This is a genomic window from Pseudomonas sp. EpS/L25, assembly GCF_001512295.1.
Lineage (GTDB): Bacteria > Pseudomonadota > Gammaproteobacteria > Pseudomonadales > Pseudomonadaceae > Chryseomonas.
In genome coordinates this window covers 383,544-404,828 of record NZ_LNUP01000018.1, presented here as the reverse complement: position 1 = coordinate 404,828, position 21,285 = coordinate 383,544, and the positions used below count along the sequence as shown (strand labels likewise).

Here is a 21,285-nt window from a genome sequence, read left to right as displayed (position 1 = left end):
TTGCTTAGGAATGGGGGCAGCAGCGCGGGCGCAGGGTCAGGAACGCCGCCGGCGCTGGCGCGGGCTGGATCGGTCGAGATCCGCCAGGTGCTGCAGTTTATCGCGGATCTTCAGCTCCAGCCCACGGGGAACCGGATCATAGTAGCGGCGCGGCTCGAGCTCCTCGGGAAAGTAGTCCTCGCCCGCGGCATAGGCTTCCGGCTCGTCATGGGCGTAGCGGTACTCGTCGCCGTAGCCAAGGTTCTTCATCAGCTTGGTCGGGGCATTGCGCAGGTGCAGCGGCACCTCGCGCGAGCCGTTCTGGCGCACATCGGCCAGGGCGGCCTTGTAGCCCAGGTAGACGGCGTTGCTCTTGGGCGCGCAGGCCAGGTAGACCAGCGCCTGGGCGATGGCCAGCTCGCCTTCGGGGTTGCCCAGGCGCTCCTGGACATCCCAGGCATCCAGGCAGAGGCTGAGGGCGCGGGGATCGGCGTTGCCGATGTCCTCACTGGCCATGCGCACCACGCGCCGGGCGATGTACAGCGGATCGCAGCCACCGTCGATCATCCGCGCGAACCAGTAGAGCGCACCATCCGGACTCGAACCCCGTACCGACTTGTGCAGCGCGGAAATCTGGTCGTAGAAGGCCTCGCCGCCCTTGTCGAAGCGTCGACGCTGGTCGCCCAGCAGGCTTTGGAACAGCTCGGCGTCCAACGCGCCGCCGTCCTCGGCCAGGTCCGCGGCGTTCTCCAGCAGGTTGAGCAGCCGCCGGCCATCGCCGTCGGCGGCAGCCAGCAGCAGGGTCAGGGCGTCGTCGGGTAGACTCAGATGCCGCTCCCCCAGGCCCTTGGCGCTGGTCAGGGCGCGGCGCGCCAGACCGCCGAGAGCCTCGTCGTCCAGGCTCTTGAGCACATAGACCCGCGCCCGCGAGAGCAGCGCGTTATTGAGCTCGAAGGAGGGATTCTCGGTGGTCGCCCCGATGAAGATCAGGGTGCCGTCCTCGACGTAGGGCAGGAAGGCATCCTGCTGCGACTTGTTGAAGCGATGCACCTCGTCGACGAAGAGGATCGTGCGTCGGCGGTACTGGGCAGCCTGCTGCTTGGCCACCTCCACCGCATGGCGGATCTCCTTGACCCCGGAGAGCACCGCCGAGAGCGTTTCGAAGTGGGCATCGGAGACCTGGGCCAGCAGCCGCGCCAGGGTGGTCTTGCCCACCCCTGGCGGCCCCCAGAAGATCATCGAGTGCAGCGCGCCCTGCTCCAGGGCCTCGCGCAGGGGCTTGCCGCGGGCCAACAGGTGCTGCTGCCCCGCATACTCATCGAGGGTCTCGGGACGCATGCGGGCAGCCAAGGGCTGCCCGACGGGTGCGGTGCTGAAGAGATCCATGGGGTGCTATCACTCCTGGATGACGTCGGCTCCCTTGGGCACCTGGAAGGTGAACTGGGACGCGGCCACCGGCTCGTTGAGCTTGACGTTGAAGAAGAGGATGTTGGTCCGCTGCCCGGCGCCATCGATCAACTGCATGTCGTTGATCACGCCGTTGCGGAAGGACAGCCGCAGGCTGTCGAACAGGCTGTCCTTGGTCTTGGGCTTGAGCACGAAGTCGACGACGTTGCCGGCGTCCTTGCTGGTGACGTCGAAGCTGCTCTCGATCTTGGAGATGTCACCCGACAGCAGCAGGGCCGGCGTCTGGGTCAGGCGCAGGTCCAGCTTGCGGATGGTGACCTGTTCCAGGTCCGGGTCGTACAGCCAGACCTGCTTGCCGTCCGACACCAGCAACTGCTCCTGGGGCGCATCGGAGTGCCAGCGGAACAACCCGGGGCGCTTCAGGCTCATGTTGCCCGCGGTTTCCTGCAGGCGGGTGCCCGAGCCATCCAGGGTCAGCTGCGAGAAACGGGCGGTCAGGGTCTGGGCCTTGTCGAGCAGTTCCGACAGCCGACTCACCGAGGCCTGATCGGCATGGGCGGAAAAGCTAACGGCAGCCAGGGCCACCAGGGCGAAGCAACGCAGCTTGTGCATCGAGGTCCTCATGGAATGTCAGTCTCTCACCGGAGCAGGCGCTATGACCTCGCGCGAGCCGTTGGTGTTCATGGGCGATACGACACCAGCCATTTCCATGGTTTCGATCATACGTGCCGCCCGGTTGTAACCGATCTTGAGCTTGCGCTGGACCGCGGAGATGGAAGCTCGGCGACTCTCGGTGACGAAGCGCACCGCTTCGTCATAGAGCGGATCGTCCTCGTCGCTCTCCCCGCCTTCGCCACCGCCGCCTTCGAAGCCTGCACCGCCGCCCTCGTCCGGACCGCTGAGGATATCCTCGATGTAGTCGGGTGCACCTCGCTCCTTCCAGGCCTCGACGACGCGATGGACTTCTTCGTCGGAAACGAAGGCGCCATGGACGCGAATCGGCAGGCCGGTTCCCGGCGGCAGATAGAGCATGTCACCGTGACCGAGCAGCTGTTCGGCACCGCCCTGGTCGAGAATGGTCCGGGAATCGATCTTGCTGGACACTTGGAAGGCCATGCGGGTGGGAATGTTGGCCTTGATCAGGCCGGTGATGACGTCCACCGAGGGCCGCTGAGTGGCCAGGATCAGATGGATACCGGCTGCCCGCGCCTTCTGGGCGATCCGCGCGATCAGCTCTTCCACCTTCTTGCCGACGATCATCATCATGTCGGCGAATTCGTCCACCACCACCACGATGGTCGGCAGCGTCTTCAACAACGGCGCCTCGTCGTCCATGCTTTCGCGACGATAGAGCGGATCGGTCAGCGGGGTACCGGCTTCCTCGGCATCCTTCACCTTGCGGTTGAAGCCGGCCAGGTTCCGTACGCCCATGGCGGCCATCAGCTTGTAGCGCCGTTCCATCTCCGCCACGCTCCAGCGCAGGGCGTTGGCGGCTTCCTTCATGTCGGTGACCACCGGGCAGAGCAGGTGCGGAATCCCCTCGTAGATCGAGAGTTCCAGCATCTTCGGATCGATCATGATCAGTCGCGCGTCTTCCGGGCTCGACTTGAACAGGATGGACAGCAGCATGGCGTTCACGCCCACCGACTTACCGGAGCCCGTGGTACCGGCCACCAGCAGGTGCGGCATCTTGGCGAGGTCGGTGATGACCGGCTTGCCGCCGATGTCGTGACCCAGCGCCAGGGTGACCGGCGACTTCGCCGCTGCGTATTCCACGGATTCGAGCACCTCGGAGAAGCGCACGATCTGGCGGTCCTCGTTGGGGATCTCGATCCCTACGGTGGTCTTGCCCGGAATGACTTCAACCACTCGGACGCTGAACACCGCGAGCGAACGCGCGAGGTCCTTCGCCAGGTTGGAAATGCGACTGACCTTGACGCCCGCCGCCGGCTGGATCTCGAAGCGGGTGATGACCGGACCGGGATGTACGCTTTCCACGGTCACCTCGACGCCGAACTCCTTGAGCTTGACCTCCAGCAGCCGCGACATGTTCTCGAGGAATTCCGGCGAGTAGCTCTGCTGCTTCTTCTCGGCACGATCGAGGATCGACAGGGGCGGTATGGTCCCTTCCAGATCGGCGTCCACCCGTACCACCGCCGCGGATGCCGCGGTAGGCAGGGGAACGCTCTTGCGTGGCGGCGGTGCGGGCGTGGCCACGCTGGCCGCGACGACGGGAGCAGCGGCCAGCGACGCAGGCGCGGCCGTCTCGGCGGTGACACGGCTGGGTGTCGGCATCTCGATGCGCGGCGCGGCACGTTCCACGCGCGGCGGTGGAGCAATGTCGAGCAGGTCGTCCAGATCCTCGTCGGCGACGGGGAGCGGGGTCTCGCGGGTCCTGGGCTTGCGCGCGAGCGGCGGTGCGACCGCTTCCTGCTCGTCGAAGGCATCCAGCGCCGGCGCCGCGCGGCGGCCACCCGCCAGACGGCTGAAACCGCCCTGCACCAGGTCCAGCAGGTCGAGCACCACCTTGCCAGTGAAATCCATCACCTTGAACCAGGACAGGTCGGTGAACACCGTCAGGCCGAGCAGGAACAGCGCCAGGAACAGCAGCGTACTGCCCTGGACGTTGAGCGCCGTGACCGACAGCTGGCCGAGACTTTCACCCAGGGCACCGCCAGCGGACGCCGGCAGGCCGGCAGCCGCATGGAAATGGATGTAGGCCAGTACCGAACCGGAGATAACCAGCAATACCAGGCCGGTGAGCCGCCAGGAGAACAGCCAGCCACTCCATTCCCAGGGCAGATGACGCTTGCGGAAGATCTGCCAGGTCTTGACCGCCAGCAACACGGGGAAGACGAAGGCGAAATAGCCCAGCGCCATGAACAGCACGTCGGCCAGCCAGGCGCCGGCGCGGCCGGCGGTGTTGTGGACCTGATCGATGCGGCTGGTGTGGGTCCAGCCCGGATCGGAGGGGTCGTAGCTCAACAGAGCCATGAGCAGATAGAGGCACAAGGCGGCCAGCGCGATGAGCACCACCTCCTTGAGACGATAATGCAGATGCTCACGCCAATGATTGACGTGGCTGGCAGAACTGGATTGCTTCAAGCGCGCTTTTCCCGCACACGGAACGTGTGACCGTGAATCAAAAAACAGTGCGCCATTCTAGATCGCCCGGGCCCGGGTTCTACAGTCCCGAGACGAAACATGGCACGATAGCGGACGGCAGTACCGGAACCGCCTTCAGGCACAACATTGGAGCATTCTTTCGTTGTCCTGACAAAGAGTTATGACGATTTCTTGAGTCTGATACGCACTCGTCCCGTCCCTTTCGCCCCATGCATCAGAAGGCGCCCTCCCCTACCATGGTGAAATGGCTGACCCGTGAAAGCCCCGACTTCCCACCGCTGGAGGTGGCCCTGCGCGAACCCAACGGGCTGCTGGCCATCGGTGGCGACCTGAGCGCGGCGCGCCTGGTCAAGGCCTATCGGCATGGTTGCTTCCCCTGGTATCAGGCCGGCCAACCCATCCTCTGGTGGTCTCCCGACCCGCGCACGGTGCTTTTCCCACCCGACCTGCACATCTCCCGCAGCCTGGCGAAGACCCTGCGCAAGACCGAGCTGCGCGTGACCTACGACCAGGCGTTCGATCAGGTCATCGAGGCCTGCGCCGGCCCCCGACGCGACGCGGACGGTACCTGGATCACCGCACCGATGCGCCTGGCCTATCGTGAGCTGCACGCCCAGGGCTGGGCGCACTCCGTGGAAGTCTGGGCGGGCGAGCAACTGGTGGGGGGGCTCTACGGCATCGCCATGGGCAAGTTGTTCTTCGGCGAATCCATGTTCAGCCAGGTGGACAATGCCTCCAAGATAGGCTTCGTCACCCTGGTGAAGGATCTCGCCGCCTGGGGCTTCGTACTGGTCGACTGCCAGATGCCGACCGCGCATCTGGCCAGCCTGGGTGCCAGCAGCCTGTCCCGGGAACGCTTTGCCGAATACCTGGCCAAATACCTGGACCAGGCCAGCACGGCCGCCTGGCCTACCTTTCCCGGGTGACTTACACTCAGGCTAGGCTTATGTAGAGGTTCGACATGACCGAGCTGGCGAGACTCAAGTTCTATGCAACCCAGCCTCACGCTTGCAGTTACCTGCCCAACGAGCAGGCGACCACGCTGTTTCTCGACCCCTCGCAGCCCATGAACGGCCAGATCTACGCCGAACTTTCCGAGCTGGGTTTCCGGCGCAGCGGCGATCACCTCTACCGCCCCCACTGCCAACTCTGCAAGGCCTGTGTCCCCGCGCGCATCCCCGTCGCGCGCTTCCGCCCCAGCCGCAAACAGAATCGCGTCCTCAAGCGCAATCTCGATATCAAGGTCACCCGTTGCGCCCCCGGCTTCACCGAAGAGCGCTACCAGCTCTACGCCCGCTACATCAGCGAGAGGCACGCCGACGGCGACATGTTCCCGCCGAGTCGTGGCCAATTCTCCACCTTCCTGGTCAGCAACCTGCCCTACGCCTTCTTCTACGAGATGCGCGTGGAAGATCGCCTGATCGGTATCGCCGTCACCGACGTGCTGCCCAACGGCATGTCGGCGGTCTATACCTTCTACGATCCCAACGAGGAGAAGCGCAGCCTTGGCGTCTTCGGCATCCTCTGGCAGATCGCCGAAACCCGCCGCCTGGGGCTGGACGCCGTGTACCTCGGTTACTGGATCAAAGGGTGTCGCAAGATGTCCTATAAAACCGAGTATCGCCCCATCGAGCTGTTCGTCAATCAGCGCTGGGTCGCCCTGGCCTGACGAAATAGCGCTTTTCCTGAATTTCTGTCAGAATATGGGCCTTTTTCCGCCCGGACTGCTCTGGGCCAATCTTTGTCACCGAGGGCTTTTCTACATATGTCGAAAGAAGACAGCTTCGAAATGGAAGGTACTGTCGTCGACACCCTGCCCAACACCATGTTTCGCGTGGAGTTGGAAAATGGGCACGTCGTCACCGCGCACATCTCCGGAAAGATGCGTAAGAACTACATCCGCATCCTGACCGGCGACAAGGTTCGCGTGGAGCTGACGCCTTACGATCTCAGCAAAGGCCGGATCACCTACCGCGCCCGCTAAGCGAATCCGTTCACGGAAAAAGCCCGGCAATGCCGGGCTTTTTTCATGTACAGGTGTAAAACCTGCCCTTAGGCAGGTTCCGCCGTGGTCTCGAACTCGAACTCCAGCTCGCCATCCACTGCATCGATATGCACGATGCCACCATGGTCGGCCAGCTCCCCGAACAGGATCTGCTCGGCCAGAGGCCGCTTGATCTTGTCCTGGATGAGTCGAGCCATGGGACGAGCCCCCATCTGCACGTCGTAACCGCGCTCCGCCAGCCAACCTCGGGCCGCATCGCTGACCTCCAGCTGCACGCGCTTGTCCTCGAGCTGCGCCTGGAGTTCGGTGAGGAACTTGTCGACGATGCTCTTGATGACTTCGGTGCTGAGGCGGCCGAATTGGATGATGGTATCCAGGCGATTGCGGAATTCCGGCGTGAAGCTCTTCTTGATCACTTCCATGGCATCGGAGGTGTGATCCTGCAGAGTGAAGCCAATGGACGCCCGGGAAGCCGTTTCCGCGCCGGCATTGGTGGTGAGGATGAGAATGACATTACGGAAATCGGCCTTGCGCCCATTGTTATCCGTCAGGGTGCCATGATCCATGACCTGCAACAGCAGGTTGAACACCTCGGGGTGCGCCTTCTCGATCTCGTCGAGCAGCAGCACACAGTGCGGCGTCTTGGTGATGGCCTCGGTCAGCAGACCACCCTGGTCGAAGCCGACATAGCCGGGAGGAGCACCGATCAGGCGCGACACGGTATGGCGCTCCATGTACTCGGACATGTCGAAGCGCACCAGCTCCACGCCCATGGCCTTGGCCAGCTGACGCGCCACCTCGGTCTTGCCGACACCGGTGGGACCGGCGAAGAGGAAGGAACCGACCGGTTTGTCCGGCGACTTGAGCCCCGCACGGGATAGCTTGATGGCCGTGGACAGCGACTCGATGGCCAGGTCCTGACCGAAGACCGTCAACTTGAGATCCCGCTCCAGATTGCGCAGCAGTTCCTTGTCGGAGCTGTTAACGGTTTTCGGGGGAATCCGCGCGATCTTGGCGACGATGTCTTCCACCTGCTGGACATCGATGCGTTCGGCACGACGATCCTCGGGCTGCAGGCGCTGGTAGGCACCGGCCTCGTCGATGACGTCGATGGCCTTGTCGGGCATGTGCCGGTCGTTGATGTAGCGGGCTGCCAGCTCTGCAGCAGCACGCAACGCCTCGTCGGTGTACTCGATGTGGTGGTGCTGCTCGAAGCGCCCCTTGAGGCCCCGCAGGATGCCGTAGGTGTCATCCACCGACGGCTCGACCACGTCGACCTTCTGGAAACGCCGCGCCAGCGCCCGATCCTTCTCGAAGATGCCACGGAACTCCTGGAAGGTGGTGGAGCCGATGCAACGGATCTCGCCGGACGACAGCAACGGCTTGAGCAGGTTGGAGGCGTCCATGACACCACCCGAGGCGGCACCGGCCCCGATGATGGTGTGGATCTCGTCGATGAAGAGCACCGCATGGGGGCGCTTCTTCAGCTCGGCGAGCAGTGCCTTGAATCTCTTTTCGAAGTCACCGCGGTACTTGGTGCCAGCCAGCAAGGCACCGAGATCCAGGGAATAGACCACGCTGTCGGCCAGCAGGTCGGGCACCTGGCCATCGACGATGCGCTTGGCCAGACCTTCGGCGATGGCGGTCTTGCCGACACCTGCCTCGCCCACCAGCAGCGGGTTGTTCTTGCGGCGACGCGCGAGAATCTGGGCGACGCGCTCGACTTCGTTCTCCCGGCCGACCAGCGGATCGATACGACCCTGGCGAGCCTGCTCGTTCAGGTTGCTGGCATAGGCTTCGAGCGGATTGTTGGAGGAGCTGGGCTCGGCGCCCTCGTCCTCGGCGGCATCCTGATCCTGCTCGGCCTCGGGCGCTGCACCGGGGACCTTGGAAATGCCATGGGCGATGAAGTTGACGACATCGATGCGCGCCACGCTCTGCTGCTTGAGCAGGAACACCGCCTGGCTTTCCTGCTCGCTGAAGATGGCGACCAGGACGTTGGCGCCTGTCACTTCGCGCTTGCCCGAGCTCTGCACGTGGAAGACGGCGCGCTGCAGGACGCGCTGGAAGCCGAGGGTCGGCTGGGTCTCGCGCTCGTCATCCTGCTGCGGGATGAGTGGGGTGGTGGAATCTATGAATTCCAACAGATCGCGGCGCAGGCGATCGATGTTGGCGCCGCAAGCTCTCAAGACGGTGGCAGCGGCTTCGTTGTCCAGCAGCGCCAGCAGGAGGTGCTCAACGGTCATGAATTCATGACGCTTCGTCCTTGCCTCCTTGAAGGCGAGATTCAGGGTGACTTCGAGCTCACGATTCAACATAGCTTCACCTCATAGCCCAAGCAGCACAGTAGCCCAAGCAGCACAGATCAACTTTCGATTTCGATTTCGCACAGCAGCGGGTGGTTGCACTCCCTCGCATATTGATTGACTTGCATGGCCTTGGTTTCAGCTACGTCACGAGTAAATGTTCCGCAGACCGCCTTTCCCTGGGTATGCACGGTAAGCATCACCTGGGTAGCCGCTTCGCGGTTCATGCTGAAGTAGCGTTCCAACACCTCGACGACGAATTCCATGGGGGTGTAGTCATCGTTATACATCAGAACGCGATATCTGGCTGGCCGTTTTAATGCAGGTTTTGCCTCCTGCACCGCCAGGCCACCTTGGTCGCCGTCCTGTTGATCGTTGTCGTCCGCCGCCAGTCGGATGGGGTCGATTGCACGCATTCTGATCGATTCCGAATTACGGGATGAATAGCAGGAAAAAAAGAGCTTGATCCACGTCTCAGCCACCCGTTGCCTTGCCTTGACTAAGACTGAAAGGGTGTTACAAACATCCTGTACCCCAAGGGGTACCAAGGGTTCCGTCGTAGTGGTGCCTGTGCGGATTCACTGGAACTGTAGTCGAATGATACTCCAGGCTTGGAGTCCTTTGCAGAGGGAGCCGGTATGCTCAGTGGCAAGGTCAAATGGTTCAACAACGCCAAAGGATATGGCTTCATCGTTGCAGAAAACAGTGATGAAGACCTATTCGCTCATTACTCGGCCATTCAGATGGACGGCTACCGCACATTGAAGGCGGGCCAGGCGGTCAACTTCAACATCGTCCAGGGGCCCAAGGGCTTACATGCCGTCGAGATACGTCCGGCAGAAGTGAGCGTAGCCGCCCCCACCACCAGCACTGTCGACGTGCGCGACACGATCAGTACGGAAGCCTGATCTCACGCCCCTCCGGGGGCGCCATCCCCTCACCGCTCTTCCCGCCTTCCTTCGCCGTGTCCCAGATCGCGCTCCGGAAACAGCCTGTCCCTGACCAGGTTCTTCAGCGTGCGGGCATCGGGAAATCCGCCATCCCTCCTGCGCTCCCAGAGCAGCTCATCGCCACAGGCGATCTCGAACACACCTCCGGTTCCCGGCAGCAGGGTGACGCCACCCAGGTCGGTGCCGAAGGTGCTCAGCAGTTCCTGGGCCAGCCAACCGGAACGTAGCAGCCACTGACACTGGGTGCAGTACTGGATGGTAATGATGGGTTTGACGTCGATCACGGTGCACCCCTGAAACCTCGGCTCCCTATAATACGCAGTCCTCGATTCCGTCCGCCATGTGGTCCGACCTATGCGCCTGTTGCTGCTGGTAGCCTGTCTTCTCCTGCCCGCCCTGTGCTGGAGTGCCGAACCGCCGAAGGTGGGTCTGGTGCTGTCCGGCGGCGCGGCGCGGGGGCTGGCACATATCGGCGTGCTCAAGGCGCTGGAAGAGCAAGGCATCCAGGTCGACGCCATCGCGGGCACCAGCATGGGCGCGGTGATCGGCGGGCTCTATGCCGCCGGCTACAGCGCCGAGGAACTGGAACGCATCGCCCTGGAGATGGACTGGGCGCAGGTGCTGTCGGACCAGCCGCCGCGCAAGGACGTGCCCTTCCGACGCAAGCAGGACGATCGCGACTTCCTGGTCAAGCAGAAGCTCAGTTTCCGTGATGACGGGACCCTGGGCCTGCCCATCGGGGTAATCCAGGGGCAGAACCTGGGGATGACGCTGGAGAAGCTGTTCGTCCATACCAGCGATACCCGGGATTTCAACCAGCTGGCCATACCCTTCCGCGCCGTGGCGACGGACATCACCACCGGCGAGAAGGTGGTCTTCGACCATGGTCATCTGCCGCGCGCCATTCGCGCCAGCATGTCGATCCCGGCGGTGTTCGCCCCGGTGGAGATCGACGGGCGTCTGCTGGTGGATGGCGGCATGGTCGACAATATTCCCATCGATGTGGCGCGCGCCATGGGCGCGCAACGGGTCGTGGTGGTCGACATCGGTACGCCCCTGCTCAAGCGCAAGGACCTGACCACGGTACTGGACGTGCTCAACCAGTCCACCACCCTGATGACCCGCAACAATTCCGAGGCTCAACTGGCCACCCTGGGCAAGGGCGACCTGCTCATCCAGCCGCCACTGGCCGCCTATACCAGCGCCGACTTCTCCGAGGTGCGGGCGCTGATCGATGCGGGCTATCGCGCCACTATGGCCATGGCAGGTGAACTGGCCACCCTGCGCCGGGAACCGCGGGACGGTCGCGCCTCGGCGGTCGCGGCCTCCCGCCTGCCCGACAGCCGCACCCCGGTCATCGACGCCATTCGCATCGAGAACGACTCCAAGGTGGAGGATGAGGTGATCCGCCACTATATCCGGCAGCGCCTGGGTGAACCCCTGAATGTCGACCGCCTGCAGGACGACATGAGCACCCTCTACGGCCTGGACTACTTCGACCAGGTGGAGTATCGGGTACGCCGCGACGGTCCGGGCGATAACGTATTGGTGATCTCCGCCCGGGGCAAGCGCAGCGGCACGGACTTCCTGCGACTCGGCCTCAATCTTTCCGATGACCTGCGCGGCGACAGTACCTTCAACTTCGGCGCCAGCTATCGCATCAACGGCCTGAACCGCCTGGGTGGCGAATGGCTGACGCGGATGCAGATCGGCGATCACCAGGAGCTCTACAGCGAGTTCTATCAGCCGCTCGACGTGGGCTCACGCTATTTCATCGCCCCCTACATCGGCGGCGAGGCGCGCAACATCGAGCAACTGGAGCGTAATGACCCCATCGCGGAGTATCGGCGGGAGCGCTATGGCTTCGGCCTCAATCTGGGTCGGCAGATCGGCAACAAGGGAGAGGTGCGGCTGGGCATCGGCCATGACTGGGGCAGCACCAAGGTCCATGTCGGACCGCGGGAGACACCGGAGGAAACCTTCACCGAGGGCTTCTACGAGCTGCGCTATTCCTTCGACGACCTGGATGACGTGAACTTCCCCCGTGAAGGCCAGGACCTGGCGCTGACGCTCAAGCAGTTCGACCCCACCTTGGGCTCGGACTCCCGCTACCGCCAGCTGGACCTGCATCTGAACAAGGCCGTCAGCTACGGCTACAACACCTTCGTACTTGGCGGCGGCCTGGGTCGCACCCTCTCGACCGACAACGACACCAACGTGGTGACCAGCAGCTTCCTGCTGGGCGGTGCCTGGCAGCTTTCCGGCTATCGGCAGGACGCGCTCTCGGGGCAGAACTACGGCCTGGCGCGCCTGATCTACTACCACCAGCTCACCCAGCGCTCGCTGTTTCCGCTGGATACGCCGCTCTACCTGGGCGGTAGCCTGGAACAGGGACGGATCTGGAACCGAGACGACGACTATGACAGCGGCAACATCAGCGCCGCCAGTCTGTTCCTGGGCCTGGACACGCCATTGGGACCGCTCAAGTTCACCTATGGCTTGAGCGACCAGGGCCAGCACGCCTTCTACATCAACCTGGGCAATAGCTTCTGAGCTGGATCGGCAATGCGCAGAAGCAGGCCATTAGGTGCCCGGGGCTCGGGCGCCTGCGGTCCGGAAACGTTCGATTGCGCCTGACCGGGGCCAGGGTTGGCGAGCCTATCAGGCGAGGCGCGACAATAGGATCTCGGCACGCTCGCGCTGGCTATCGGTTCCCTCGCTGACGATTTCCTGCAGCAGCGAGGCCGCCTGATGGACGTTGCCCTGATCGAGGCAGGCTTCCGCCTCGGCGAAGCGACGGGCGATGTCGTCGTCCATGAAGTGCTCGTCGAGACTCAGATCAAGCTCGAAGACCGCCGGCAATTCCCCCAAGCCATCGGGGAAGTCGTCCTGCACCACCACCTCGGTGGCGCCGACCGGCTTCCAGCCGGAATCGGCATCCAGCTCTTCGGTGAGGGCAATGGCTTCGTCCAGGCTGAGATCGGCCAGGTCCAGATCGTAATGCTCTTCGCTCACCGGTGCCGGATGCGCTGGCTCCTGGAACTGCAACTCGGCGGACCATTCGCTGGCCGGAGCATCGAAGTCGGGTAGTTCCAGGTCTTCGTCCTCCAGCTCCTCCACCGGCGCGGCAGAGATTCCAGGAAACTGGGCGTGGAGGACGGCGAGACTGGCCGCTGCCCCACCGAGGGCGAGGAATCGCTGTTCGTGCTGATTGAACGCCTGGGCCTCGCCCAGGGTGGCGAGGACGCGCAGCAGCAGCAGACGCAGGTCCTGGCGGCGATCGTCTTCGGCGAGACCGCTTTCCAGCACCTCCCGCGCCTGACCGTAGCGGCCGTAGGCGATGTAGATCTCCGCGCGCCCGGCATGGTCGTCGACCGGCGCCGGCGCCGGGGCGGCGACGGCCTTGGGTCGCAGGGAGTCGGCCTGGGTCGCCATCAGCACCGGCGCGGGAAGCGGCTCGGCACGTTGGACTTCATCCTCCTCAGCGACCGCCACGACCTCAACGGTGCGCCGACGTCGCCACCAGAGCACGCCAGCCAGCGCCAGCACGGCCGCGGAACCGGCCAGCACCAGGGTGCGCAGGGAAAACAGTCCCTCCTCTTCGGCAGCACCCGCCGCCGCAGGTGCGCTAGAGGTCGCCTGATTCGGCGGTGCCGCGGACGTGACGGGCGCGGTGGCTGGGACCGCCGGCACCAAGGCTACCGAACGCGCCTGCTTGAGCTGCTGTTGCAGGCCATCGCGCTCCTCCTGCAGTTGGGCGATGAGTGCTTCCTTCTGCTCCAGCAGGGTGTCGTAGCGCGACTGCAGCTGGTTGAGCTGGCCTTCCAGGTCCCCTACCTGACGTCCCAGGTCCTGGGTGACGAGCAGCGGCTTGGCATCTTCGCCGGTTACCGCAGGCGGTGGCGCGGCCGCGGCGGTGCTGGGCACGCTGGAGGCCGCCGGGGCGGGTACCGCGGGCGGTGGTGATGCAGGCGGGGGCGCACTCGCGGTTGGCGCGGCCGGCAGCGCCGGCGTCACCACAGGCGCGGGAGCGGGTCTGGGGGCGGACTTGGTCGCAACGGGTTGCTCGACCACGGGCTCGCTGACGCCAGCCGGTAGTCGCAGGACCTGGCCAGCCTTGAGTCGCCGCGGATCGTTGTTGGAAAAGGATGCGGGGTTGAGGGCGAACAGATCGGCCATCAGTTGCTCGGCCGAACGGTTGGCCATGGGCCCCAGCCGCTTGGCGATGCTCCAGAGGGTGTCCTTGGGACGCGTCTGATAGATGCCCGCACCGGCAGTGAGGCCGGGCGTGGGCGCGAGCCCGGATAGCTGGGGCGCGGCCGGCGCCCTGGGCGGCGTCGGCGTGGCGGGTGCCGCCGTGGCGCGGGCCGGTGCAACGGCGCGGGCCGGTGCGGTGCTTGCCACGCTGGTGGGCACGCCCCCACTGCGCGGCGGATCGACCAGCAGGGTGAATTCGCGCAACTGCTTGCCGCCGGGTTGCTCCAGCTGAACGATGAAGCCCAGGTAGGGTTCGACCAATGAGCGCCGCGAGGTGACCTCGATGTAGCTGCCGGCCGCGGTACGCAGGTGGGGGGTGAATACCAGGTCGTCCATGAACTGGGTACGATCGACACCGGCCCGGGCGAAGGCATCGTTGGGCGCCAGATGGATATGGAAGTCCCCGGGCTCGGCATCGCCGATATTGACCAGCTCGATCCGTGCGCGCAGGGGTTCGTTGAGCGAAGACTGCAGGGTGATACCACCGAGGCCGAGCGCCAGCGCCGCTTGAGGAGTAGTGGTCAGCATCGCGGCCGACAGGATGAACAAGGCAAGGGGACGGCGTTTCGCGACCATGGATACCGCTGCGTCAGGTATTCGAAGAAACCGGTGTTTTAGCGCGGCAGCTCACAAAAAGCGCCCCCGCTACGCTGGAACGTAGCATCGATACCGACAGACGGCAAACCGCCGGTCGTGAACGAAAAACGACGTCCCGCCCGGGGTAGCGCGTCAGACTCGGTGCCAGACGCCCTGTCCCGCACCGACGGATGGGATAAGCGGTTGTGCGGAGGGTCGGCGTGCCGCCGAGCGGCGGTCAGCCACGCTCCAGGTTGGCGAGCACGCGCTGGTGTACCTGCTGGCAGATGGCGATCTCTTCGTCGTCCAGGCCGCTGAGCAGTTCCTTGCGCAGGGCTTCGGCGATGGTTTCGATCTTCTCGATCAGCGGACCGGCTTCCTGGGTCAGCATGATGCGTTTGGCGCGACGGTCTTCGGTGACTGCCAGCCGCTTCACCAGGCCCTGCTTCTCCAGGCCATCCAGCAGGCGGGCCAGGGTCGGCCCCTCGATGCTGATGCTCTGGGCGAGTTCGCGCTGGGTGGGCTGGACGCCTTTCATCCGTGCCAGGTTCAGCAACACCTGCCAGCGCGCCTGGGACAGTCCCAGGTGGCTCAGGCGGCGATCGAGCTCTGCCCGCCAGGCACGGGAGACATGGAAAATCTGGCGGCCGAACAGGTGTGGATCGGTAGTCATTCAGGCTAAACCTTGTGCTTGGATTTTCTCATTATTCTGGTTGTAGGCACGCGGGGGCAACCGCTGCGCCGCGCTAGTCGGCCAATTCCGCCTGCAGGGCGGCCCGCACGCAGTAGAGCGCGCCCACGGCGACGCGCCCTTCGAAACGACTGGCGATCTGCGCCACCGGCGGCAATTCGCCGTCGTCTTCGAGGAAGACGTCCTGGATCTCGGCCAGCAGGTCCTCGGGCAAGTCCAGCGCCTGCTCCAGGGCGATCTGCTGCTGGGCGATCGCCTCGGCCAATAGTGCATAGACATTCTTTTCCGAGCAATCGAGCTGGCGCGCGGCCTGTTCCGGCGTCATACCGGCGCGTACCAGGGTCAGGACCTCGTGGCGGACGTCGACCACTGGCGCCGGCGCGGCCGCGCCGCCGGTCAGGGCATCGAGGAAGGCCTGACCGTAGCGTTCGAGCTTGCGCGCCCCGACGCCGCTGACCCGGCTCATCTCGTCGAGCGAGCGCGGCTGGCTACGCAGCATCTCCAGCAAGGTGGCATCGGGGAAGATGACATAGGGCGGGACCGAATGCTCCTCGGCCAGCTTGCGCCGGAGCGTACGCAACACCTCCCATTGCTCGCGCTCGTCGGCACGCACCAGCTGACTGGCGGCACTGGCGGAAGACCCGCTGCTCGCGCCCCGGCCACGCTGGGGTTTGGGATCACGGCGCAATTCGATGCTGACCTCGCCACGCAGCAATGGCCGACAGCTCTCGGTCAGGCGCAGGCCGCCGAAGCCGTCGACGTCCACCTCGGCCAGGCCACGGGCGACCAGTTGGCGGAACAGGGTGCGCCACTCGTCTTCGCCGCGGGCCTTGCCCAGACCGAACACGGCCAGGCGCTGGTGGCCGAGGCTGACGATCTTCTCGGTCTCGCGACCGAGCAGGATGTCGACCAGGTGCCCTACCCCATAGCGCTGACCGCTGCGGTAGATGGCCGACAGCGCTTGCCGTGCGGGTTCGGTGGCATCCCAGGTTTCGACCGTATCGATGCAGTTGTCGCAATGGCCGCAGGGCTGCGGCAGGTGTTCATCGAAGTAGGCCAGCAGCACCTGCCGGCGGCAGCGGGTTTCCTCGCAGAGCGCCAGCATGGCTTCGAGCTTGTGGCGCTCGATGCGCTTGTGTCGCTCGTCGCCCTCGGAGTTCTGCATCATCTGCCGCAGCAGCAGCACGTCCTGCAGGCCGTAGGCCATCCAGGCATCGGCGGGCAGGCCATCACGACCGGCGCGACCGGTCTCCTGGTAGTAGGCCTCCAGGCTCTTGGGCAGGTCGAGATGGGCGACGAAGCGCACGTTGGGCTTGTCGATGCCCATGCCAAAGGCGATGGTGGCGACCATGATCAGCCCTTCCTCGTTGAGGAAACGCTTCTGGTTGGCGGCGCGGACGTCGTTGGGCAGGCCGGCGTGATAGGGCAAGGCCGGGAAGCCCTGGTTGCTGAGTTGCTCGGCGACCTCCTCCACCTTCTTGCGCGACATGCAGTAGACGATGCCGGCATCGCCGCGCCGTTCGGCGAGAAAGGCCAGCAGTTGCTTGCGCGGCGCTTCCTTGGGCACGATGCGGTAGAAGATGTTGGGACGATCGAAGCTGGAAAGAAAGCGCTCGGCCTGCTCCAGGTGCAGGCGGGTGGCCATCTCCTCCCGGGTGCGGGAGTCCGCGGTGGCGGTGAGCGCCAGGCGGGGCACGCCGGGGAAGTGCTCGGCCAGTTGGCCGAGCTGCATGTATTCGGGGCGGAAGTCGTGCCCCCACTGGGAGACGCAGTGGGCTTCGTCGATGGCGAACAGGGCGATCGGCAGGCGCTTGAGGAAGTCCAGCATGCGCGGCTGGACCAGGCGTTCCGGCGCGAGGTAGAGCAGCTTGATTTCGCCACGCTCCAGCTGCGCGGCGACGGACCGCTGCTGTTCGCCGGTCATGGTGGAGTTGAGCGCCGTCGCCGACACGCCCAGTTCCAGGAGGGTAGCGACCTGGTCGTCCATCAGGGCGATCAGCGGCGAGACCACCACGGCCACGCCGGGTCGTAGCAAGGCTGGCACCTGGTAGCAGAGGGACTTGCCACCGCCGGTGGGCATCAGCACCAGCGCATCGCCACCGTTCGCCACGCGCTCGATGATCCGGGCCTGGTTGCCCCGGAAGGCATCGTAGCCGAAGACGTCTTTTAGGATGCGCAGCGCGGGTTCTGACATGAAACCTCCTCGAATCGAAGGGGCATTATACGGATGCCGGGCTCGCTGCGGCTGGCCTTTTCCATCGGCCGACCAGGTGCCGACGCGTTCGACGTTACCCTGTCGCTCGTCTACAATTCCCGCCGTTCCGCCCTTTCGAATCCTTTCCGAGGTAAGTAGCCGATGTCCTTCGCCGAACAATTGACCCGTCTGCGCGATTTTCTCGATGCAGACGATCTGCACGAAGAAGCGCTCGACTACGTAGCCGCCCACGGCTACCTGACCGCCCTGTCCATCTGCCCGGAAGAGGTCCCCGAGCGCGAGTGGATCGACGCCCTGTTCGCCGAGCCGCCGCAGTACCGCGATGCCACCCAGCAGGCAGACATCGAGCAGGCCCTGGTGCAGCTCAAGGCGCATATCCTGCGCATCCTCGGCAGCGATGAAGAACTCGACCTGCCCTGCGACCTGGACCTCGGCCCCGAGCCGGACGACTCCGAGCTCCGCGGCTGGTGCATCGGTTTCATGGAAGGCGTGTTCCTCCGCGAGGCCGTGTGGTTCGAAGACGCGGAAGACGAAGTCAGCGAGCTGCTGCTGCCGATCATGGTTGGCTCGGGTCTGTTCGACGAACAACCCGAATTCGCCGAGATCGCCCAGGACCGTCGCCTGGTCGCCGACATGATGGTGCAGATCCCGGAACTGCTGACCCAGCTGTTCCTGCTCTGCCATTCCCCGGAAGAAAAGCCGGCGCTGCTCAAGCCGCGTCACTGAGCGATGGAAGGAGCCAGCTCCAGGCCCCGCCAGAAGAAGGGCTGGGTTCGCTACCTGCTGCTGGGCGTCGGCTGGCTGAGCGTCGCCCTGGGCATCATCGGCGCCTTCTTGCCGCTGCTGCCCACCACGCCCTTCCTGCTGCTGGCCGCGGCCTGCTTCATGCGCAGCTCGGAGCGCTTCTATCTGTGGTTGATCAACCACCGATGGCTGGGGCCTTGGGTCAAGCCCTACCTGGAAGGCGAAGGCATACCGCTCAAGGGCAAGGTCTACGCCATCGTCGCCATGTGGATCAGCGTGGGCTTTTCCTGCTGGCTGGTGCCCTACGTCTGGGCGCGGGTGGCGGCCTTCACCAGTTGCGCCGCCGTGACCGTCTATCTACTGAGGCAGAAGACGCGGTGCTGATGATCGATGAAATAAGAAGAAGGGGCGATCAGCGATGATCGCCCCTTCTTCTAGCCGGCCGGGAAAACCTCTAGGCGGCTTCCGCCATGGGGGTGGGCGGTGGTTGGTCGGGGACGGTGGGCTCGCCCGGCTCGTCGGGCTGGATGGGGGCCGGATCGGGCTGGTCAGGTTCGCCACCGGCATGGGGCATGGCGAAGATCGAAAGGGTCGTGAATTGGTGGTCCTGGCGGACGCGGACACTGGGCATGGCGAGTCTCCTCTGCGGGCTACCCTAGGTAGAGTGGCAGGACCGCCAGTGAATTCCCTAGGCGTCCTGCTCTGGCATGCCGTGATTGCGTGCAAAGGTTTCCATGCCCATGGCGGTGATCTGGCCTTCGATGAGGGTCTCGAAAGGGGCCAACAGCGCCTCGAAGCGCGCCGGGGCGTCCAGGATGTTCAACGCCGCCACCACCGCCTCGATCGTCGACACGGCATCCGCCGCCGGTGCCTTGCGGACGCGATAGCGCGACGGTGGGCCAGGTGGCAGTGTCACCCTCGGCAGCGCCGCCAGGGCCGGATTGGCATGCAGCAGCAGGCGCGCCTTGCGCCAGGTGCCGTCGGGGACCACCAGCAGGCGCGGTGGGCACGTCTCGGCAGACGGAGGCAATAGATCGAGGCGGATCGCCTCCGGCCCCGGGAACAACAGGCGAGCCTCCTGGCCTTCCAGCCAGAGCGGCAGCTCCGGAAACTCTTCGCCGATCTCCAGCCGGGCGTTGACCAGCCCCAGTGCGGCCAGCCGCGCGGTATTGAGCGGATGGCGCCGCTCACTGGGATGCTGCAGCAACAGCACCCGAGTACGGCTTTGCAGACGGGGGATCAGCGCACAGAGGCACAGCGGCACGGGGCGCTGGCAGCGGGTACAGGCGGGACGGGACATCGGTACTTCCGCGGCGAGAGACGGCGGCGATCATACCGGATCGCCGCCGTCCGCCCGGCGAATCAGCGATTGAAGCGCGCGGTGAGATCGTGCAGGTAGTCGGCCATGCCCTCGAGTTCGCGGCTGAGCTCCGAACCGCGTAGGGCCTGGGCCGAGCTGTGGTCGGACAACTCCGCGATGCGGCTGATCTGGCGATTGATGTCTTCCGAGACGTGGCTCTGCTCTTCCACGGCGGTGGCCATCTGCTGGCTCATGGCGGTGATGCGGCTGACCGATTCGCTGATGCCTTCCAGGGACTCGCGCACGGCGGCGGAGTGGCGCTCGCTCTGGCGCGAGGTCTCTTCGCCGCGGCTGGCGGTGGCAACGGCGCGGTCGGCGTTGGCCTGCAGGTTGGCGATGATCTGGTGGATCTGCTCGGTGGATTCCCGGGTGCGCGAGGCCAGGGAGCGGACCTCGTCGGCCACCACGGCGAAACCGCGGCCGGCTTCCCCGGCCCGCGCCGCCTCGATGGCCGCGTTGAGCGCCAGGAGGTTGGTCTGTTCGGCGATGGCGGTGATGACGTCGGCGACGCTGCCGATGCTCTGGGTCGAATTGGCCAGCTCACCCACGGCCTGGCCGATGTCGCTGACGGCGGTGCCCAGTTCGCGCATGGAATTGAGGCTTTCCTCGGCCTTGTCCCGGCCGGAGAGCACCAGGCTCTCGGCGTTGGAGGCCGCCTGGGCGGTTTCCTGGACGTTCTGCGAGACCTCATGGATGGTGGAGGTCATCTGGGTGATGGCGGCAGCGGACTGGTCGGTCTCGTGGCGCTGCTGTTCCAGCAGCTCGGCTTCGGACTGCGCCAACTGAGAGGATTCACGGGCCTTCAGGCGCACGCTGTCGCCGACGTCGGCCAGTCGGGTCAGGGCGGTCTGCAGCCGCGCGGCTTCGCTGTGCAGGGCCAGATCCAGACGGGCCGGGGCGCCGCACTGATCGCTATAGGTCGGCGCGACCACGTTGCTGGAGAACATCTTCGGATGATCGGCGAGAATGCGCTCGATGCTGGCCCGCTGGCGATACAGCTGGTGGGCGCTGATGCCCAGCAGGGCGGCGACGATGAGCACCGCCTGGGTGGTATCGTCCAGCAGGAAGTGCCCGCCCAGGATGACGCCGGTGGCCGCCACCGTCGACCAGCAGGCGGAGATCGCCCTGCCGAGGCGGCGGGTCAAGGGTACGGGGGCCTTGCCGGCATTGATGCGGGCATAGAGCACGCCAGCGCGCCGGACTTCGTCGGCGCTGGGTAGCGAGCGGACGGATTCGTAGCCGATCACTCGGCCATGCTCCAGGATAGGCGTCACATAGGCGCTGACCCAGTAGAAGTCGCCGTTCTTGCAGCGATTCTTGACGATGCCCATCCACGGCTTGCCGTCCTTGAGGGTCGCCCACATGTGGCCGAACACCGGCGGCGGCATGTCGGGGTGGCGCACCAGGTTGTGCGGACTGCCGATCAACTCCTCCCGGGTATAGCCACTGATGGCGATGAACGCCTCGTTGCAGTAGGTGATATTGCCTTGCAGGTCGGTGGTGGAGATGAGTCGCTCTTCTTCCTTGAAGGTTCGGCCTTGCTGGGTGACCGGCAAATTCGTGCGCATCGCGGGGTGCCTTATTTGTCTGGTTATCTACTCCGTGCGGATGGGCCGTTTCAATGGGGGCTCAATGTCTGCACAGGTGATGACGTCTACCGCTTGGTTAT

The 21,285-nt window shown here is 64.8% G+C and carries 19 protein-coding genes; 7 read left to right on the top strand and 12 right to left on the bottom strand.

What is annotated here, in order from left to right:
- Positions 1-36 precede the first annotated feature (36 nt).
- The 3 genes from AR540_RS24210 to AR540_RS24200 are packed head-to-tail and all read right to left on the bottom strand — an operon-like array spanning position 37 to position 4,491.
- Complete coding sequence (locus AR540_RS24210) at positions 37-1,365, bottom strand: replication-associated recombination protein A (RefSeq protein WP_059232503.1); 1,329 nt, start codon at positions 1,363-1,365, stop codon at positions 37-39.
- 9 nt (positions 1,366-1,374) lie between these two features.
- A complete protein-coding gene (gene lolA, locus AR540_RS24205; protein WP_059232502.1) occupies positions 1,375-1,998 on the bottom strand; it encodes an outer membrane lipoprotein chaperone LolA in 624 nt (207 codons plus the stop codon).
- A gap of 18 nt (positions 1,999-2,016) precedes the next feature.
- Entirely contained in the window at positions 2,017-4,491 is a 2,475-nt protein-coding gene (locus tag AR540_RS24200; RefSeq protein WP_059232501.1) for a DNA translocase FtsK, read from the bottom strand.
- A 257-nt stretch (positions 4,492-4,748) separates the two neighbouring features.
- On the opposite strand from AR540_RS24200, the gene aat reads away from it, so the two are divergent.
- The 3 genes from aat (at position 4,749) to infA (ending at position 6,496) form a co-directional block, all read left to right on the top strand.
- Complete coding sequence (aat, locus tag AR540_RS24195) at positions 4,749-5,438, top strand: leucyl/phenylalanyl-tRNA--protein transferase (protein WP_059232500.1); 690 nt, start codon at positions 4,749-4,751, stop codon at positions 5,436-5,438.
- A gap of 35 nt (positions 5,439-5,473) precedes the next feature.
- Positions 5,474-6,181, top strand: coding sequence for an arginyltransferase (locus AR540_RS24190; protein WP_059232499.1), 708 nt, complete (start codon positions 5,474-5,476; stop codon positions 6,179-6,181).
- 96 nt (positions 6,182-6,277) lie between these two features.
- On the top strand, positions 6,278-6,496 hold the full coding sequence (gene infA, locus AR540_RS24185) for a translation initiation factor IF-1 (protein WP_002553999.1): 219 nt from the start codon (positions 6,278-6,280) through the stop codon (positions 6,494-6,496).
- A 68-nt stretch (positions 6,497-6,564) separates the two neighbouring features.
- Here the strand turns inward: infA and clpA are convergent, their stop codons facing one another.
- Positions 6,565-8,835: an ATP-dependent Clp protease ATP-binding subunit ClpA gene (gene clpA, locus AR540_RS24180; protein WP_059232498.1), complete on the bottom strand. Its 2,271-nt coding sequence runs from the start codon at positions 8,833-8,835 to the stop codon at positions 6,565-6,567.
- 47 nt (positions 8,836-8,882) lie between these two features.
- Positions 8,883-9,239 (bottom strand): ATP-dependent Clp protease adapter ClpS, encoded by a 357-nt coding sequence (gene clpS / locus AR540_RS24175; protein WP_059232497.1) that lies wholly within the window; start codon positions 9,237-9,239, stop codon positions 8,883-8,885.
- Positions 9,240-9,461: 222 nt separating this feature from the next.
- Here clpS and cspD point away from each other — a divergent pair, with 222 nt between their 5' ends.
- Complete coding sequence (gene cspD / locus AR540_RS24170; RefSeq protein WP_059232496.1) at positions 9,462-9,731, top strand: cold shock domain-containing protein CspD; 270 nt, start codon at positions 9,462-9,464, stop codon at positions 9,729-9,731.
- A 29-nt stretch (positions 9,732-9,760) separates the two neighbouring features.
- Here the strand turns inward: cspD and AR540_RS24165 are convergent, their stop codons facing one another.
- On the bottom strand, positions 9,761-10,057 hold the full coding sequence (locus AR540_RS24165) for a SelT/SelW/SelH family protein (RefSeq protein WP_059232495.1): 297 nt from the start codon (positions 10,055-10,057) through the stop codon (positions 9,761-9,763).
- Between the two features lie 70 nt (positions 10,058-10,127).
- Here AR540_RS24165 and AR540_RS24160 point away from each other — a divergent pair, with 70 nt between their 5' ends.
- Entirely contained in the window at positions 10,128-12,326 is a 2,199-nt protein-coding gene (locus tag AR540_RS24160; RefSeq protein WP_059232494.1) for a patatin-like phospholipase family protein, read from the top strand.
- 108 nt (positions 12,327-12,434) lie between these two features.
- On the opposite strand, the gene AR540_RS24155 is transcribed toward AR540_RS24160, so the two are convergent.
- The 3 genes from AR540_RS24155 to recQ all read right to left on the bottom strand — a co-directional run bounded on the left by AR540_RS24155 (position 12,435) and on the right by recQ (position 17,491).
- Complete coding sequence (locus AR540_RS24155; protein WP_059232493.1) at positions 12,435-14,606, bottom strand: FimV/HubP family polar landmark protein; 2,172 nt, start codon at positions 14,604-14,606, stop codon at positions 12,435-12,437.
- Between the two features lie 238 nt (positions 14,607-14,844).
- Positions 14,845-15,279: a MarR family transcriptional regulator gene (locus AR540_RS24150; protein WP_017641756.1), complete on the bottom strand. Its 435-nt coding sequence runs from the start codon at positions 15,277-15,279 to the stop codon at positions 14,845-14,847.
- A 73-nt stretch (positions 15,280-15,352) separates the two neighbouring features.
- Positions 15,353-17,491 (bottom strand): DNA helicase RecQ, encoded by a 2,139-nt coding sequence (gene recQ, locus AR540_RS24145; RefSeq protein ID WP_059232492.1) that lies wholly within the window; start codon positions 17,489-17,491, stop codon positions 15,353-15,355.
- A gap of 162 nt (positions 17,492-17,653) precedes the next feature.
- Here recQ and AR540_RS24140 point away from each other — a divergent pair, with 162 nt between their 5' ends.
- Together AR540_RS24140 and AR540_RS24135 are read left to right on the top strand one after the other, a co-directional pair.
- Positions 17,654-18,238, top strand: a complete 585-nt coding sequence (locus AR540_RS24140) for a UPF0149 family protein (RefSeq protein WP_059232491.1) — start codon at positions 17,654-17,656, stop codon at positions 18,236-18,238.
- A 3-nt stretch (positions 18,239-18,241) separates the two neighbouring features.
- Entirely contained in the window at positions 18,242-18,640 is a 399-nt protein-coding gene (locus tag AR540_RS24135) for a YbaN family protein (protein ID WP_059232490.1), read from the top strand.
- 70 nt (positions 18,641-18,710) lie between these two features.
- On the opposite strand, the gene AR540_RS25825 is transcribed toward AR540_RS24135, so the two are convergent.
- The 3 genes from AR540_RS25825 to AR540_RS24125 form a co-directional block, all read right to left on the bottom strand.
- Positions 18,711-18,887 (bottom strand): hypothetical protein, encoded by a 177-nt coding sequence (locus tag AR540_RS25825; protein WP_177339280.1) that lies wholly within the window; start codon positions 18,885-18,887, stop codon positions 18,711-18,713.
- A gap of 57 nt (positions 18,888-18,944) precedes the next feature.
- On the bottom strand, positions 18,945-19,556 hold the full coding sequence (locus AR540_RS24130) for a tRNA-uridine aminocarboxypropyltransferase (protein WP_059232489.1): 612 nt from the start codon (positions 19,554-19,556) through the stop codon (positions 18,945-18,947).
- Between the two features lie 62 nt (positions 19,557-19,618).
- Positions 19,619-21,184: a methyl-accepting chemotaxis protein gene (locus tag AR540_RS24125; protein ID WP_059232488.1), complete on the bottom strand. Its 1,566-nt coding sequence runs from the start codon at positions 21,182-21,184 to the stop codon at positions 19,619-19,621.
- Positions 21,185-21,285: the final 101 nt, after the last annotated feature.

Excerpts from the sequence above, each read along its gene's own strand:
- AR540_RS24155 (WP_059232493.1), bottom strand. The coding sequence starts at position 14,606 with ATGGTCGCGAAACGCCGTCCCCTTGCCTTGTTCATCCTGTCGGCCGCG.
- AR540_RS24140 (WP_059232491.1), top strand. The coding sequence starts at position 17,654 with ATGTCCTTCGCCGAACAATTGACCCGTCTGCGCGATTTTCTCGATGCA.
- AR540_RS24150 (WP_017641756.1), bottom strand. The coding sequence starts at position 15,279 with ATGACTACCGATCCACACCTGTTCGGCCGCCAGATTTTCCATGTCTCC.
- recQ (WP_059232492.1), bottom strand. The coding sequence starts at position 17,491 with ATGTCAGAACCCGCGCTGCGCATCCTAAAAGACGTCTTCGGCTACGAT.
- AR540_RS24160 (WP_059232494.1), top strand. The coding sequence starts at position 10,128 with ATGCGCCTGTTGCTGCTGGTAGCCTGTCTTCTCCTGCCCGCCCTGTGC.
- clpA (WP_059232498.1), bottom strand. The coding sequence starts at position 8,835 with ATGTTGAATCGTGAGCTCGAAGTCACCCTGAATCTCGCCTTCAAGGAG.
- AR540_RS24125 (WP_059232488.1), bottom strand. The coding sequence starts at position 21,184 with ATGCGCACGAATTTGCCGGTCACCCAGCAAGGCCGAACCTTCAAGGAA.
- lolA (WP_059232502.1), bottom strand. The coding sequence starts at position 1,998 with ATGCACAAGCTGCGTTGCTTCGCCCTGGTGGCCCTGGCTGCCGTTAGC.
- clpS (WP_059232497.1), bottom strand. The coding sequence starts at position 9,239 with ATGCGTGCAATCGACCCCATCCGACTGGCGGCGGACGACAACGATCAA.
- AR540_RS24210 (WP_059232503.1), bottom strand. The coding sequence starts at position 1,365 with ATGGATCTCTTCAGCACCGCACCCGTCGGGCAGCCCTTGGCTGCCCGC.
- infA (WP_002553999.1), top strand. The coding sequence starts at position 6,278 with ATGTCGAAAGAAGACAGCTTCGAAATGGAAGGTACTGTCGTCGACACC.
- AR540_RS24135 (WP_059232490.1), top strand. The coding sequence starts at position 18,242 with ATGGAAGGAGCCAGCTCCAGGCCCCGCCAGAAGAAGGGCTGGGTTCGC.
- AR540_RS25825 (WP_177339280.1), bottom strand. The coding sequence starts at position 18,887 with ATGCCCAGTGTCCGCGTCCGCCAGGACCACCAATTCACGACCCTTTCG.
- aat (WP_059232500.1), top strand. The coding sequence starts at position 4,749 with ATGGTGAAATGGCTGACCCGTGAAAGCCCCGACTTCCCACCGCTGGAG.
- cspD (WP_059232496.1), top strand. The coding sequence starts at position 9,462 with ATGCTCAGTGGCAAGGTCAAATGGTTCAACAACGCCAAAGGATATGGC.
- AR540_RS24130 (WP_059232489.1), bottom strand. The coding sequence starts at position 19,556 with ATGTCCCGTCCCGCCTGTACCCGCTGCCAGCGCCCCGTGCCGCTGTGC.
- AR540_RS24190 (WP_059232499.1), top strand. The coding sequence starts at position 5,474 with ATGACCGAGCTGGCGAGACTCAAGTTCTATGCAACCCAGCCTCACGCT.